Annotated in this window: 19 protein-coding genes (1 of these 19 only partly in view); 3 read left to right on the forward strand and 16 right to left on the reverse strand. The window is 55.0% G+C overall.

Annotated features, from left to right (window positions below; all coding sequences use genetic code 11):
- Positions 1–221, forward strand: partial view of an ion transporter gene (locus ACFOOP_RS09725; RefSeq protein ID WP_379880746.1) — the final stretch only. 580 nt of this gene lie to the left of the window's left edge; only the last 221 of its 801 coding nucleotides appear in the window; the start codon falls outside the window, past its left edge; the stop codon is at positions 219–221.
- A 9-nt stretch (positions 222–230) separates the two neighbouring features.
- On the opposite strand, the gene ACFOOP_RS09730 is transcribed toward ACFOOP_RS09725, so the two are convergent.
- A complete protein-coding gene (locus tag ACFOOP_RS09730; RefSeq protein WP_379880747.1) occupies positions 231–842 on the reverse strand; it encodes a hypothetical protein in 612 nt (203 codons plus the stop codon).
- Positions 843–1,058: 216 nt separating this feature from the next.
- Between ACFOOP_RS09730 and ACFOOP_RS09735 the strand changes: the two genes are divergently transcribed.
- A complete protein-coding gene (locus ACFOOP_RS09735) occupies positions 1,059–2,234 on the forward strand; it encodes a PrnB family protein (protein WP_379880748.1) in 1,176 nt (391 codons plus the stop codon).
- On the opposite strand, the gene ACFOOP_RS09740 is transcribed toward ACFOOP_RS09735, so the two are convergent.
- The 8 genes from ACFOOP_RS09740 to ACFOOP_RS09775 are packed head-to-tail and all read right to left on the reverse strand — an operon-like array spanning position 2,231 to position 7,945.
- Entirely contained in the window at positions 2,231–2,569 is a 339-nt protein-coding gene (locus tag ACFOOP_RS09740) for a hypothetical protein (RefSeq protein WP_379880749.1), read from the reverse strand. The two genes, ACFOOP_RS09735 and ACFOOP_RS09740, sit on opposite strands and share 4 nt — an antisense overlap.
- Entirely contained in the window at positions 2,553–3,653 is a 1,101-nt protein-coding gene (flhB, locus tag ACFOOP_RS09745; protein ID WP_379880750.1) for a flagellar type III secretion system protein FlhB, read from the reverse strand. Before flhB ends, ACFOOP_RS09740 begins: the two co-directional genes overlap by 17 nt.
- Complete coding sequence (locus ACFOOP_RS09750) at positions 3,650–4,438, reverse strand: flagellar biosynthetic protein FliR (RefSeq protein WP_379880751.1); 789 nt, start codon at positions 4,436–4,438, stop codon at positions 3,650–3,652. Before ACFOOP_RS09750 ends, flhB begins: the two co-directional genes overlap by 4 nt.
- Before the next feature lie 4 nt (positions 4,439–4,442).
- A complete protein-coding gene (gene flhA / locus ACFOOP_RS09755; protein WP_379880752.1) occupies positions 4,443–6,527 on the reverse strand; it encodes a flagellar biosynthesis protein FlhA in 2,085 nt (694 codons plus the stop codon).
- Positions 6,528–6,552: 25 nt separating this feature from the next.
- On the reverse strand, positions 6,553–6,819 hold the full coding sequence (locus ACFOOP_RS09760; RefSeq protein WP_379880753.1) for a flagellar biosynthetic protein FliQ: 267 nt from the start codon (positions 6,817–6,819) through the stop codon (positions 6,553–6,555).
- Between the two features lie 10 nt (positions 6,820–6,829).
- Positions 6,830–7,153 (reverse strand): flagellar hook-basal body complex protein FliE, encoded by a 324-nt coding sequence (fliE, locus tag ACFOOP_RS09765; protein WP_379880754.1) that lies wholly within the window; start codon positions 7,151–7,153, stop codon positions 6,830–6,832.
- 11 nt (positions 7,154–7,164) lie between these two features.
- The gene (gene flgC / locus ACFOOP_RS09770) at positions 7,165–7,557 is read right to left on the reverse strand and encodes a flagellar basal body rod protein FlgC (RefSeq protein ID WP_379880755.1); all 393 of its coding nucleotides are present in this window, start codon (positions 7,555–7,557) and stop codon (positions 7,165–7,167) included.
- Between the two features lie 13 nt (positions 7,558–7,570).
- Positions 7,571–7,945, reverse strand: coding sequence for a FlgB family protein (locus tag ACFOOP_RS09775; RefSeq protein WP_379880756.1), 375 nt, complete (start codon positions 7,943–7,945; stop codon positions 7,571–7,573).
- A gap of 77 nt (positions 7,946–8,022) precedes the next feature.
- Between ACFOOP_RS09775 and ACFOOP_RS09780 the strand changes: the two genes are divergently transcribed.
- Positions 8,023–9,387, forward strand: coding sequence for a FliI/YscN family ATPase (locus ACFOOP_RS09780; protein WP_379880757.1), 1,365 nt, complete (start codon positions 8,023–8,025; stop codon positions 9,385–9,387).
- Positions 9,388–9,390: 3 nt separating this feature from the next.
- On the opposite strand, the gene ACFOOP_RS09785 is transcribed toward ACFOOP_RS09780, so the two are convergent.
- The 7 genes from ACFOOP_RS09785 to ACFOOP_RS09815 form a co-directional block, all read right to left on the reverse strand.
- On the reverse strand, positions 9,391–10,194 hold the full coding sequence (locus ACFOOP_RS09785) for a DUF1217 domain-containing protein (protein ID WP_379880759.1): 804 nt from the start codon (positions 10,192–10,194) through the stop codon (positions 9,391–9,393).
- A 44-nt stretch (positions 10,195–10,238) separates the two neighbouring features.
- Positions 10,239–10,661: a flagellar biosynthesis repressor FlbT gene (locus ACFOOP_RS09790; protein WP_379880760.1), complete on the reverse strand. Its 423-nt coding sequence runs from the start codon at positions 10,659–10,661 to the stop codon at positions 10,239–10,241.
- Positions 10,658–11,050, reverse strand: a complete 393-nt coding sequence (gene flaF / locus ACFOOP_RS09795) for a flagellar biosynthesis regulator FlaF (RefSeq protein WP_379880761.1) — start codon at positions 11,048–11,050, stop codon at positions 10,658–10,660. The genes ACFOOP_RS09790 and flaF overlap by 4 nt, the downstream gene beginning before the upstream one ends.
- Positions 11,051–11,150: 100 nt before the next feature.
- The gene (locus ACFOOP_RS09800) at positions 11,151–12,350 is read right to left on the reverse strand and encodes a flagellin N-terminal helical domain-containing protein (RefSeq protein ID WP_379880762.1); all 1,200 of its coding nucleotides are present in this window, start codon (positions 12,348–12,350) and stop codon (positions 11,151–11,153) included.
- 279 nt (positions 12,351–12,629) lie between these two features.
- The gene (locus tag ACFOOP_RS09805) at positions 12,630–13,829 is read right to left on the reverse strand and encodes a flagellin N-terminal helical domain-containing protein (RefSeq protein ID WP_379880763.1); all 1,200 of its coding nucleotides are present in this window, start codon (positions 13,827–13,829) and stop codon (positions 12,630–12,632) included.
- 216 nt (positions 13,830–14,045) lie between these two features.
- On the reverse strand, positions 14,046–14,429 hold the full coding sequence (locus tag ACFOOP_RS09810; RefSeq protein WP_379880764.1) for a hypothetical protein: 384 nt from the start codon (positions 14,427–14,429) through the stop codon (positions 14,046–14,048).
- Positions 14,429–14,731, reverse strand: coding sequence for a rod-binding protein (locus tag ACFOOP_RS09815; RefSeq protein WP_379880765.1), 303 nt, complete (start codon positions 14,729–14,731; stop codon positions 14,429–14,431). Before ACFOOP_RS09815 ends, ACFOOP_RS09810 begins: the two co-directional genes overlap by 1 nt.
- Positions 14,732–14,800: the final 69 nt, after the last annotated feature.

Below are 14,800 nucleotides of genomic sequence, written 5' to 3' on the forward strand. Positions count from 1 at the left end.
GCGATATTTTGATGCAAGGAAAGACCGGGAAGGTCTTGTCCATTATCATTATGGGATTGGGGCTCACGCTTTTCCTGCAATTGTTACGCACCCTCATCGAGCCTGATGAAAAAGTCGATTATGAATGCGTTGATTGCGGTCTGCTGCGTCACGACCGCGATGCGGTTCACTGCAAACATTGCGGCCGTGTTATTCATATTGAAACGCGGGGTTTCACCTAAGGGGTGTGATCAGCCCTTATAGACCCAATAATTAGGACCAAACCGGGCCTCAAGTTTGGCGAGCTGTTCTCTTTGTATCTCGCGTACGCGTGTGGGGGTGATGGCCTCTTCAGGATCGATCTCTTCGATCGTAAGGCTCGTCTTGTCTTCATAAAGATGCTCACCGGCAAGTCGCGCCTTGTCGTCATAAGGCCAGAAAAACGCCTGGCGGCTGGAGATGTGATAAATTCCGTCAGGGTTGTCGATGCCGTAATTCATCGCCATGAGGTCCGAGCCTTTTGCTAGTTGATGGAAGGTCAGTTCGTCAAAAATACCCCAGTCACTGACGGCAATGACGTCATCTGAATTCCACAACACCACTTCGCCGACACTGTTATAAAAATCAACAACGCCCTTCTTGCCTTCAACGATAACAGGGTTGGCGCCCCAGCTAACGCGATAGACGGGATGATCCACCATCATGTCGGATACGACGATCTTGTCATATTGGCCTGAGCCTTCGAGATGCACATGGCGCCAAAAGTTGAGGAGCATCGCTTTATGTAACGGATTGGTCGTCCGTTCATAAAGCGCCGCGGTTGGCGCCATACACTCTTCGACCGCTTTTTCATATTTGTTCATTGGGTCCTCCCATACCTTGCGCACCTCGTTAGGTGGTGTGTCTTCTTGTTAAAACGGCCTCACCATAGCGGCGCATGCGTCGCAGTGCTTGACCTATGGCGCAAGCCATACAGGACAGACCCGCAACGGGCTGGCCCTGGCGTTCCCAGACGAAGTTAAACCCTATAAGAAGGTGAAAACCGCTAAACAGCCAGAAACGGGGGCGAAGGGAACGCCATGAGCAACAATTCCGAATCTTTTGAGCGCTGGATCCGCACCTCCTTTGTGGAGATGAACACCGAGCTTGAGGAGACATATTTCAAACAAGAGCGGCGGGAGGCTGTCGAAGGTGTCGGCGACGCGATCAAGACGCGCATCTGCGGCGAAGGGCATGATTTCATCGTGCGCTTGCTTGCAGAAGGCAACACTGACGAAGGCTTTGATAACGCTTTCGACCTTCTTGGGGACCTTGGGCTTTATCTTGCGGCGCTGCGCCGTCATGAACTCACCAATCCGGCGCGTGAGGAAAAATCTCCTTTTCAGGAAGCTTCGGCGCTTGGCCTCCATATAGCGGCTTCCGTTGGTATGGCGCCGCGTTTTGCGACTGCACACCTCGCGACCAGAAATGCAGCAGTGAACGGCCGTCAGAAAAGTTTCACCACATTAAAGGACGAGTTTCTGTTTCTAGACTACAATACGCGCGGAATTTTTTCTTTTATGCGTTGCGCCGATGCACTTATGAGAATTCTCCCGCTGGGGGTTTCCCATCCAGTGACGGAAACACTGCTGCAAGATGCGGCGAGTGCATTACGCGCTGTCATAAAATACAATGACACTCTCTATAAAGAGCTGGATGCGGACCGGTTTTTTTATTCGGTCAGGCCTTATTACAAACCATATCGTGTAGGCCGCCATGAATATCGCGGCGCCAATGCGGGCGACTTTTCTGGCATAAATGAAATTGACATGCTGCTCGGCCTTTGCCAGGCGAACGATCCCTATTATGCGCAATTGCTCGTGGACAAAATGCTCTTCATGACGCCTGAAGATCAGGCGAGCCTACGAGACTGTATGCGTCAGCGCAGCATTTTGGCGCAGTTTCTGGATGTGGCTCCAGAGTCCGCCAAGAAACCTTGGTTCAAGCGCAATGCAGCGGCTTTTCTGGAAGTGTGCCGCCTGCATGGAGAGACAGCGGTGCAACATCATGATCAGCTCGTAAAGCGGTTTATTGAGAAACCATCTGCGGCGCTTGAAGCCGACAAGCTTGCGCAAGTGACTGCGAGCGGCCCACCCCTGCCTGTGCTTTTGCGTGCTCTCGAAACTTTGCGGGATATGCGGAACGCCGCCGATCGAAACGATATTCGCACAAGCTATAAAGAGATAGAGGCGCTAAAAGCCTATGTTTCGGCCTAGCTGTTTTCCATATCGTCGACACGAATCTTAGAAGCGAGTGCAGTTTTTATTTTTTCACGCTGAGCCTTTGTGCGCTCTCTGGCTTCCTGTCGTTCAGCCTCGAGAAGACCGGCCTTTTTCGACAGCGCATCGAGATAAGCGTAGGCGTTCATCAAGGAAGCTGGGCTAGCTTCGCTCCCGCCTGTCAGGTCTGTCATTTTCTTTCGAACAGCCTTGCGTTCCGCTTCGAGCCGGTTGATTTCATCATTGATTGCAGACAGCTTGTGACGCTCTTTGTCGAAGCGGATCTGCGCGATCTTTTTTAACTCTTTCAGCTGATCAGTTGGCGTCGCCATAAGACTTTGCTTTCTTGCGCATTGCATCTGCGAAGTGGATGGCCGCCGCTACTGCGGCATAGTGGTCATGATGAATTTCATCGCCAATCTCAACGGTCGCATGGATGGCGCGAGCCGTCGGTGGGTCGGAGCGGATCGGAACGCCGGATAGGGTGGCGACTTCTCTGATTTTGAGTGCAATTTCGTCGGTGCCTTTAGCGACACAAATTGGAGCGGCGCCCACTTTACGGTCCCATTTCAGCGCTACGGCGTAGTGGGTCGGGTTGACGATAATAACATCAGCCTTCGGCACATCCTGCATCATGCGGTTACGGGCGATCTCCTGACCGCGTTCGCGCCGCGATTGCTTCATGATCGGATCGCCCTCTTGCTCTTTCATTTCTTTTTTGAGCTCTTCCAGAGTCATTTTGAGCTTATGAGTATGGCGATGCCGTGACCACGGCACGTCGACCGTGGCGAGCGCAGCCGAAAATAGAACAATCAATGCTGTAAAGATAACGCCTTCACGCAGGATCGACGCTGGCAGCCCTTGCGCTGGCAGGCGCGCCTCCAGAGGCAGGACAGCAAAGCGATGGGCGAAAACTGCAGCAAACATGATGCAGACAGCGCCAAGTTTCACGGCGCTTTTTGTGAATTCGCTGAGGCCATCAGGGCCGAATTTTTTCTTGGCGTTGGCAATAATTGAGAGCCGGTTGAATTTCGGCTGAATTTTTGTAGGTGCGAATGTAATCGCTTGTTGCGCAAACAAGGCCATCAAGACACCCAGCGCTGGCAGCCCGAGAAATGGGAACAGCGCTTGTAAGCCTACGCCTGAAAGTGACTGAATGAATGCTCCGGAATCGGCGGCGAACGCTTGCTCAGCAAAATGTTCGGGGCGTTCAAGCAGACGTGCGAGACCAAAAGCGAGCGCTGCGGCGACCCCGGTCGAGGCGGCGGCGAGCGCAATATAAAACCCAATATAGGCGGCGGCTGCGTTCGCTTCTTTCGACTGCGCGACATCGCCTTCCCGTCGCGCCTTGTCGATTCGCGACGGGGTAGGATCGTGGCTCTTTTCCTGGCCGCTATCTTCGGGATTTTCGCTCATAGCGGCGCCGAGAAGAGGTCAAAGAGAACACGCTGGAAGCTTGCCAGCCAATCAAACAGAATGATCGGCGCTGCTGCTGCGAACAGGAAAAGCGCAGCAAGCGTCACTGCCGGCGCCCCAACAAAAGCGGCCATTAATTGTGGCATAGCCCGGCTCGCGGCGGCGAGGGCAAGCGAATAAAGAAAGCCGAGAATGACAAAAGGCGAAGCGAGAGCCAGTGACTTAAAGAGCGCCGCGCCAACTCGTGTGCTCGACCATTCTCCTGTCTCCTGGGCGCCAGGAAATGTGCCAAAAGGAAGGAGCTGATAAACATCCGCCATTGCGCCTACAAGATGAATATGTAGACCTGCGGCGGCGGCCATAGCGACGCCAGCCATCACCAGAAGTGCGGCGAATGGAGATTCAGAATCAAACCCCACGGTTGGGCCGAATAGTTGAGAGAGCGATGAACTTTGCGCGATGATAGCGCCGGCGATTTGCAGAATGAACACCATTAGTCGCAAAGCGAAACCTACAAGGACACCGCACATAAATTCTGCGGCAAAGAGCGAAACGACGCCCGCCGTCGTGGCAGGCGGCTTCATGTCCGGCGAAAGAACCATAGGTGTAAGCACGATAGCGACAGCGATGGCGGCGGCGAGGCGCGCGCGTAAGGGGATCGCTTGTTCGCCGATCCCTGGCGTCAGGAAGATGACGGCCGATACGCGTGTGAACACTGCGCCGATCAGGATAATGAACGGCGCGCCCGCATCAATTATCGGCGCTAGCGCGTCCAGGAAATCCATTATCTCACGCTGTCCCGATCAATAGCGGTTTTGCGCCCGTGTCGATCTCTTCATAAGAAAGAACGGGATTACGGATTTTCTTGGCGTGGAGAACAGCGCGAATAAAACGCCGGCGTTTGGCCGATGTAATAATGGCCGGGTAGAGCTGTCGCGCCGAGGCGTTGTTGATCTGTTCTACAACGGCCTGAGCGAGGCGGTTGAATTCTTCCGGGGGAAGAGCGACGTCTACATGGCCGTTCGGGCCATGGGTTTCATGTTCAGAGAAAGTTTGTTCCCAGTCTAGGCCGATTTGGATGAGCGGAAGCGCTCCATCCTCATTCAGCATTGGCGTTACAAAATTACGGGATATACGCTGGCGCACAAACTCAGTTACGTCTTCGGCGCTATTATAAAGAGTTCGCCCTTCGGCTATGGTCTCCAGCATGACGGGCAGGTTGCGAATTGGCACCCGCTCATCGAGAAGCAGCCGGAAGACCGCCTGCACGAATTCAGGCGGAGCCTTGTCCGGTACGAAATCATCGAGCAGGCGTTTGTTGGAGGCGGCTCGCTCCGTATCGGAATTTTTCGTGAATTCTTCGAAAATGCGTTTAACGGAGCGGCGTGTGACAAGCCGCGAGAAGTTCTGCTTGATTGTCTCAAGTAGGTGGGTCGAAACCACCTCTGCAGGTTCAACGACAGCGTGGCCAAGCGACATGGCGTCCTCGCGCGCCTTGCGGTCAACCCAGCGCGCCGGCGCGCCATATACCGGCTCTTCGCAATCCTCACCGGGAATAGGCAGGTTCGCGATATCGTCTACAATGACCAGCACACGCTCCTGATACAGCGTACCTTTTGCTGCGGCAACGCCCTGAATCTTGATGACATATTCGTTCGAAGAGAGGTCAAGATTATCAGTCAGACGGATCGGCGGTATAATAAATCCGAACTCCGCTGCGATGTAATGGCGAATCTTCACGATGCGTGGCTCAAGCCCGTTCACATTGTCCAGCGCCAGCGGGATGAGATCGCCGGAAAATTCAACGTGAATTTCGTCCACGTCGAGAATGTCGCCGAGTTGCTTTTTTGTTTCCTTCGGCTTTGGCGCCGGAACGGTTGCTTCTGCTTTCTTCTTCTCTTCCTGTTCCTGATAAATGAAATACGCAGCGGCAGCGATGCCGGCGGAACCTACAAAGAAAGGCAGGAAGGGCAGGCCCGGCATCAGTGCGAAAAAGCCCATGATGACTGCGACGGTGCCGAGAGCAAGCGGGTTGGCGCCGAGCTGAGCGAGCATCGCCTTGTCGGCGGCGCCAGCGACACCCCCCTTAGACAAGAGAAGTGCGGCGGCGATCGAGATGATGACAGCTGGGATCTGGGAGACGAGGCCATCGCCAACAGTAAGGATGGAGTAAGTGGCGACAGCATCTCCCGCTGACAAGCCGTGAACGCCGATGCCCATGCCGAGTCCGACGACAAGATTCAAAAGGGTGATCAAAAGACCGGCGATCGCGTCGCCCTTGACGAATTTCGAGGCGCCATCGAGGGAGCCGAAAAAAGTTGTCTCATCCTGTTCGAGCTTGCGGCGAGCTTTGGCGTCTTCATGAGTGATGGCCCCAGCGGCGAGGTCTGAGTCAATCGCAAGCTGTTTACCGGGCATGCCGTCCAGGGCGAAGCGGGCGCCGACTTCCGCCATACGGCCCGCGCCTTTGGTGATCACCATAAAATTGACAATCAGGAGAACGCCAAAAACCACCAGCCCCAGAAAAATATTTCCGCCCATAACAAACATGGCGAAGCCGTGAATGACCGCGCCAGCGGCATCGGGTCCTGTATGGCCATCGCCAATGATCAACTTTGTTGAGGACACGTTGAGCGACAGGCGCAGCATGAGCGAGCCCAGAAGCACGGTTGGAAAGGCGGAAAAATCCAGCGGTCGCTCAATAAAGAGCGTCATCGTGAAGATCAGGATTGCAAGGGCAAAGGAAAGTGTAAGGCCAATGTCGAGCACAAAGGACGGCACAGGCAAGACCATCATGACAATGATTGCCATCAGGCCGAATGCGAGAAGCACCGTGGTTTGACCCGGCATATTAAACTTCAGCGCGCTTTCCATGGAAGAACCTTAATACTGTAACGCGTTATGAGCCCGCGATGGCGGGCAAGATGATGCTGTCGAAAAGATTGGCCAGAAGCCGCGCCATATGTCCGGCGGTGAGCCAGAAGACTAGCAGCATGGCGAGCAGTTTTGGTGCAAATGTAAGCGTCATCTCCTGGATGGAGGTGAGCGCCTGAAACAGGCCGACGACAATACCAACGACCAGCGCCGTCGCGATCATGGGTGCGCCCATCCAGGCGGCGGTCCACATGAACTGGCGGAAAATGTCGGCGATTTCCGTTTCCGTCACGTCGCGCTCCCTAGACCGGCATCCGAATGAGTTCCTGATAGGCCTCGACGACCTTGTCGCGCACCGTAACGGCGGTTTCGACCGCAAGTTCGGCGGCGGCAAGCGCCTCTACAACAGAATGCGGATCGGCCGAACCGGTCATGTAATTCATGGCGGCGGTTTCGCCTTTGGACACTGCCCCGGCGAGTTCATGGACGGCCTGAAAGGCAGGGTTCTGCTCAAGGCCTTTCACATTCGTCGCTTCGGCGCCTGTTTTCGTTTGCGCATTGTCAGATTTCAGCGCCGTTTTGGCGAGGTTGTAGCTTTGGGCGGCCTGGAATGCGGGCATTTTCATGGTTCAGTCCCTCACGATTTCAATATGTCGAGGAGCGAAGTGTACATATCGCGCGCCTGGCGGAAGACTTCGAGCCCGGCGTCATAGGAGCGCGTCGCTTCACGCGCGTCTGCGAATTCTGTCATCATATTGACGTTGGACATGATGACATAGCCATCCCCGTCAGCAAGCGGATGGCTGGGGTCGAAAACCCTTTCGCCTTCCTTTTGATCGAGGAACATCCGGTCTATTTCTACGCGAGTGACCTCCTCAGACCGGTCATAGACATTTTCAAAAGTGACCTGCTTACGCTTGTAACCATGGGTGTCGACATTGGCGATGTTTTCGCTGACAACCTGAAGGCGTTGCGCCTGTGCGCGCATCCCAGATGTTGCGGCGGCGCTGATCTTGTCAAAAGGATTCATGGGCTATCTCCTATTAACGGCCGCCAAGGGTCGCGCGCATCATGGCGAGCGCCTTGGAGTAGACGGTAAGTGCGGTTTCGTGATCGCGCACAGCGGCTGTGGAGCGCGTCATTTGATCTTCAAGAGATACGGTGTTGCCGTCGGGTGAGGCGACGCCTTCAATATCGATTTTTTGCGCCTCAAAGGCCTGGTTTGCGAAACCGGAAGTATGGGCGTCCATCTGCGCGCGCTGGTTCTTTGCAAACGCTTCCGCAAAAGGTTCGAGATCTTTCGCTTTATAGCCGGGGGTATCGGCGTTAGCGATGTTCTCAGCGACCTGTGCATGGCGCTGCACCGAGTGGCGCGCCAGCATCGACGCCGTATGCATAATCTTGAGATCTGTAAACATGTACACCTCGCCTTAACCAGCGGTAAGGGATAAATGCACCGATAAGTTGAATGAACTGTTAACCACGATTGTTGTGCATGACGCCGTCGCTGACACCATTAAAGATTGAGAAACTTCTGAAGACCGCAGGGCCGCGCCGCTATGGCGTTGTAACAGCGACAGATGGTTTGTCATTAAAGATCGCAGGGCTCGCTGGTTACGCGGCTCTTGGCGACACAGTGATGGTTGCGACGGTTTCCGGCCGGGATGTGCGCGCCAAGATTGTGGCTATGGACGGGGATGTCGCGACCGGCTTTGCTTACGGTTCGTTAACCGGCGCCGCGGTCGGGAACGTAGCCACGCTGGATCGGGCTGCGGGTGACGCCATGCCGTCAAATGACTGGATCGGCAGGATTGTCGACCCGTTCGGCGCGCCCATGGACGACGGGCCTCTGGGTCTTGGCGAAACCGCGATGCCGCTGGAACACCCGGCGCCAAACGCCGCCAAACGCAAAATGCTGGGTGCGCGCCTGTCTACTGGATTATGCGCGCTTGATACGCTCTTGCCGATCTGCCGTGGTCAGCGCGTAGGGCTGTTCGCAGGCTCCGGCGTCGGAAAATCAAGTCTTCTTGGCGATATCGCCAATGGTGTTGATTGCGATGTCGCTGTGATCGCCATGATCGGTGAACGTGGGCGAGAAGTGCGCGCTTTTATCGAGGACACGCTCGGCCCCGAAGGCCGCAAGAAATCCGTGGTTATCGCTTCTACAGCGGATCAGTCGCCTCTCGCGAAAAAACGCGGCGCTCATCTCGCCATGGCGACGGCGGAGTATTTTCGCGATCAGGGCAAGCAGGTGCTGCTGCTGTTCGATTCTCTGACCCGCTACGCTGAGTCCCACCGTGAAATCGCCCTATCGGCCGGGGAGGCGCCGTCGTTGCATGCCTTTCCGCCGTCGACTTTCCGCACCATTGCGCAGCTTGTGGAGCGCTCGGGACCGGGTGAAGAGGGGCAGGGTGATATCACCGCCGTTTTCTCGGTACTTGTGGCGGGTTCAGACCATAATGAACCTGTGGCGGACATGATCCGCGGGATCCTTGACGGCCACATCGTGCTCGAGCGCAAGATCGCTGAGCGCGGACGTTTTCCGGCGATCGACGTGTCGCGCTCTGTGTCACGCTCGCTTCCTGGCGCTGCGAGTGAGGAAGAAAATGCGCTTCTGCGTGAGGCGCGGGCGGTGATCCGTGCTTATGAGGACTCTGAAACGATTGTCCGTGCAGGCCTTTATGCTCATGGCGCGGATGCGCAGATCGATCGCGCGTTGGAGATCTGGCCGAAGCTCGATCAGCTGATTTCAGAAAAAACCGAAAATGGCGTCGAAGACAGCTACAAGCGCTTGAACGCCATCATTCATCCGGGCGCAAAAAAGCCCGCCATGTCGGCGCAGGCGAGTGCTCTTGGCTAAAGCCTAAAAATTGGAAATGAAGAGATTGACGATGCTGTTGCTGGAAAGGCCGCTGGTGTTGGCGCTGCCTGTCAGCACAGAAAGCGCCGCTGAGCCCGGAGTCGAGGCTGTAGGGCCGTTCTGGATCTCGGACTGGACGAAGAACCGGCGCAGCGCCTCTTCGACCTTCAACGGATCTTTGAAGACCGCCGGCGACTTGCCGCCAAAGAACTGGTCGGCCTTGCGTTCAAAAAGTTCTTTCTGCTGGTCGATATCCGCCGAGCCTATGGAAGAGGGAAGACCAAAAGCGCCTTCCATAACAGCGCGCAATGGTTCCTGTCCCATAATCTGGAACCATCCGACTTCTTCGACATTTGATCCGTTAGCGATAGCCGCGATCTCGCGGCGGAAATTCATTGCGAGACGCATGTCAGTGTTGACTTCGCCAACACTCACTTCGAAGGCGCGTTCAAGATAGTCGTTGGCTGTTTGCTCTCGGAAAGAGGGAATGCCTGTATTTGCACCTGTAAAATTTCCATAGCCAAAGGCTTTAGCGAATTGCCGCCAGCGCGTATCAGAAAGCCGATTGGCAAAACTGTCACTTGCATCCGTACCTTCTTCAAGGATTTTCTGGATGAAAGCTTTTTTGTTGATTTCTTCTTCCAGGCCAAACGCGCCGAGCGCAACCGTCAAGAGCTTGCGATCATCAACAAGTTTCTCAGCAGTATCCGCTTCCGCTATATGTTCGCGAAAGTAGTCCACGTTACGGACGATTTCTGGCGATTTCTGAAATGTTTCGAACTGACGTTCGGCCGTGTTCTGAAGCACGCGCCAGCCCAGATATCCCCCAAGAGGTATGGCGGGCGTAAACATCAGGAAGCCATCGCATGCGCCACGGTGGGCGAGCGTTCTAGCAAGGCGCGTTCAAATTCAAAATGTTTTTTGACAGCGCGCATAACGACAAAAAATTTCTGTTCCCGCGCCGCTTCAATGGCGCGCAGGACGTCTTCTCCGGCGTCGCCAGGGAAGACACCTTTAAGAGCGCTGAGGCCCTGAAGCAACTCGCCGACCGCCTGGTCCGCATCAGCTTCGCCAGCGAGAGCCAGCTGTGCAATGTAATAGACCCGCTTCAAGGGCGTGTTGGCTTCTTCTTTGGGGATCGCGTCACGGGCGCGCAGGATCGACACGTCGCTGGTGCGCACGCGAAGTCGCGCTGCACGGTCTCCGTTTTGGAGGAGAACGCCGTTAACGAGCACTTTCTCGTTAGGCTTCAGCTTTATGACGAGCCCGGTCATGAGGAAGCGGTTTCCTCCGATCCCTGTAGTCCGCGAATAATATTCTGATTGATTTCAATTAAGGGCTCGGCGTCCAGTGCGCGGTCCTCGTCAGCCATCAGCTTACGCGTGTAATGCTGGGTGAACTCAAAGAGATAAAAGAGTTGAGAGCGTAATTCGACTGGAAGTTGATTGCTTTCACTCGCAACATCGACAGCGACCACATTCCAGAATTCGAGATTTTTTCCCAGCGCGCGAGCAAAAGCCGCAGGATCAGCGCTACGATTTTTCTGTGCAACAACAACTGCCGTCGTCAGCTTGGAAAGAAGTTGACGCTCGACAGCGCGCGGCGATGCTGTTGTTCTGGCAGATTGATGATAGGCGTTTCGCGCAAGCGTCGATGCCGTCATTTCCCTTAACGCCCCTTCCGTGGTTCTTCCCCACGTTGTATTTTTACTATCTTAAAAAATCCGTAAAGACTTGGAGCGCCTTCACGGCCCTCCCTGTCTCTTATTGGAACAGTCCGAGGATCGCGTTCGGTGACGAATTCGCGATCGACAGCGCCTGAATGCCAAGCTGCTGCTGGACCTGCAGGGACTGCAGGCGAGCCGAAGCTGCTTCCAAGTCAGCATCAGTGAGGGCGCCGATGCCGGTTTTTAACGCGTCGGTCAGATTTGAGACGAATTCGTTCTGAATTTCGATACGCTTTTGAGCGGAACCGAATTCTGCCGAAGCGTCGACCGCTTCCTGAATGAGGCCCTCAATCGAGACGAGCGCAGCGGCTGCATTTGCTGAAGTCGTAACGTCAAGGGTGTTCAAGTTGGCGAGGCCGCCGCCGGTGCCGTCCGTCACGGTCACTTCGAAACCGACAGCGCCGCCAGTGCCGTTGGTGATGATGACTTCTGCGTCGGCAGCGCCGCCGCCAGCCAGAGCTACAGAAATGCCGGAAATGCCAGCGGCGTTGATGGCGGATTCAATACCAGCCGCAACGTCATCATGATCAGCGCCCGCGGCGACTGTGTAGTTGATCTTACGGCCGTCGATACGAAGTTCCCAGACGTCGCCTTCGGTGAAGGTGGCGCCGGTGTCAACATGGATTTCGAAGTCGTTCGTATCAGCGATTAGCGCAGCAGCTGCATCACCAGCAGCATTAACGCCCGTCGACCCGGTGGTGTCCAGACCGACCACCGCTGCGCCAGCCGTCGTTTCGAGGCTGAATGCATCCACAGTGATGGCGCTTGCGGTTACGTTGCCGCTGGAATCACGATCAAGCGAGGCGAGGAAGTCTGTCGATTCAGCGCCTTTGAGGAAGTTCAGGCCGTTGAATTGCGCCGATTCCACAATGCCGTCGATTTGTTCGCGTAACTGTTCAATGTCCGTCTGAATCTTCGTACGGTCAATATTGTCTTCCTGAGCTGCAACGATGAGGCCCTTCATATCAACCAGCAGCTCGGTGATCTTTTCAGCCGCACCGCGCGCAACGCCAACAGAGGCGGCGCCAAGGTTGAGGGACTGGGAAATGGCTTCAAAGCCTTTCACATCCGATTGCATGACTGTGGAGATCGCGAAGATCGCCGCGTTGTCTTTGGCGTTCGCGACTTTTTTGCCGGTCGAGATTTGTTCTTGAACCATCGACAGGCCTTTATTGACCGTGCGCAGGTTCTGAAGCGCGATCATCGCGGACGTGTTTGTAAGAAGGCTGTTAGTCATTGTTAGACTCCGAGTTGGATCGCAACAGGAAATTCAAGCTTTAAATATCCGGTTAGGGATAATAAGCTCTTAACGGCCCGCAATTTTGTTATCACAACGAACCATACGGATTCTGCTGCGCCATTCGGAAGTCAATGATTTGTTAATATTCGATCGCTGACCCTTCCTTCAAAGGGTGTATTATCGCTGAAGTCAGTGTCGTTTCTGCGCTTGCCTTTCAGGCAAAAAAAAGCCCGCGAAAACCTTGCGGCTTTCGCGGGCGATAGTCGTTAGTTCCGATTAACGGAAGAGGCCGAGGATCGAGTTCGGCGCGGCGTTGGCGATCGACAGCGCCTGAATGCCAAGCTGCTGCTGGACCTGCAGGGACTGCAGGCGAGCCGAAGCCGCTTCCAGGTCAGCGTCGGTAAGAGCGCCGATACCGGTTTTCAGAGAGTCCGTCAGCTCGGAGACGAATTCGTTCTGAATTTCGATACGCTTTTGGGCGGAACCGAATTCAGCCGAAGCGTCGACCGACTCCTGAATAAGACCTTCGATCGAGACGAGAGCAGCGGCTGCGCCGGCTGCGGTCGAAACGTCAAGGCCATTCAGGTTGGCGAGGCCACCACCAGCACCATCGGTGACGGTGACTTCAAAACCGACAGCGCCACCGGTGCCGTTGGTGATGATGACTTCTGCATCGGCAGCGCCGCCGCCAGCCAGAGCTACAGAAATGCCGGTAATGCCAGCCGCGTCGATGGCGGATTCAATACCAGCCGCAACGTCGTCATGGTCAGCGCCAGCGGCAACTGTGTAGTTGATCTTGCGGCCGTCGATACGAAGTTCCCAGACGTCGCCTTCGGTGAAGGTGGCGCCGGTGTCAACATGGATTTCGAAGTCGTTCGTATCGGCGATCAGCGCAGCGGCAGAGTCACCAGCAGCGTTAACGCCTGTCGTGCCAGTGGTGTCGAGACCGACCACAGCGACGCCAGCCGTCGTTTCGAGGCTGTATGCGTCGACAGAGATGGTGCTCGCAGTCACATTGCCGGATGCATCGCGGTCAAGCGAAGCGAGAAAGTCTGTCGAATCAGCGCCTTTGAGGAAGTTCAGGCCGTTGAACTGCGCCGCTTCGACGATGCCGTCGATCTGGTCGCGAAGCTGTCCGATATCCGTCTGAATCTTCGTGCGGTCTACGTTATCTTCCTGAGCAGCCACGATGAGACCTTTCATCTCAACGAGCAGTTCAGATACTTTTTCAGCCGCGCCACGTGCAACGCCAACAGACGCGCTGCCGAGGTTGAGCGACTGGTTGATGGCTTCAAAGCCTTTCACATCCGATTGCATGACTGTGGAGATCGCGAAGATCGCCGCGTTGTCTTTGGCAGTCGAGACCTTTTTACCGGTCGAGATCTGCTCTTGAACCATGTTCAGGCCTTTGTTGACTGAACGGAGGTTCTGCAGCGCCACCATGGCGGATGTGTTGGTGAGAAGACTATTGGTCATTTTGAGACTCCAGTTGGATCGTTGTTTTAACGGTCCGACCTCGCGATGGAGATGCCGGGAGCCCCGCAGTGTAGTTTTGCGGGAATTTATGAGCCGTTTTAGCCCGCGGCAGGCCGTTTAAGCATGTCCGCAGCAACCACGCGGTTGCAGAACATCAGCTATATAATGCGGGAAATAACAAGCGTTTAAAAAGTATGGTTTCAAAAGTATTAAGAATTATGCTTTTGCGACAATTGTGGATGCATCGGGATTACGTAGCGCACCGCCGCCACGCCCATAGGCTCCGGTGTTGAGCTCGGCTTCACGTATCTTTTTGAGGCGCGACCGCGCCTCGCGAACGCCTTGAGCGGTCGCTTTCAGGATGGCCGCGTTCTCTTCCGCCTTTAAGCGTACAAATTCAAGTTCCTGAATGATTTGCTCACTAAGCTCTGAGGCTTCCATAGCCTGCGCAGCTTCATCGAACTCAGCGAGCAGGGATTCCTTTTGTGCTGTCAGTGAAGCGACCTGATCGAAAGCGCGCTTGCCGATAGCGAGACTTTCGGACTCAGTGACTTTTTTTAGCTGTCCGATAATTGTCTTAATTTTATCAAGCGGTTTCACTAGAGCTTTTCCTTCAGCTGTCGGTAAACTTGATCAGCAAGTCCGAAACCGCCTTTTTCGGCGATCCCTTCAGCATAAGTCTGCACAAGCATTGATGAGAAAGCTTCGCCGCCGATGCCGCTATCGCTGGCCATGGCTTTGTCGAGGCCGGCATGGGTCAACATTTCCTTTATGAAAACGGCCTCAAACTCCTGCGCTGTCTTGCGCAGAGCTGCATCTTGTTTAGTCGCTGCGGTATTGGCTTCACGCACCTTTTCGGCTGTGTTGGCGTTTATGACAAGGCTCAGGCTGGCGGCGTTCATTGGCGCGCTCCGGATAGGAAAAATTTTAACCAACCTAGGACGCGTAACTAAAAAATAAGTTATCAAACG

The sequence above is a fragment of the Hyphococcus aureus genome, assembly GCF_042643165.1.
Taxonomy (GTDB): Bacteria; Pseudomonadota; Alphaproteobacteria; order Caulobacterales; family Parvularculaceae; genus Hyphococcus; species Hyphococcus aureus.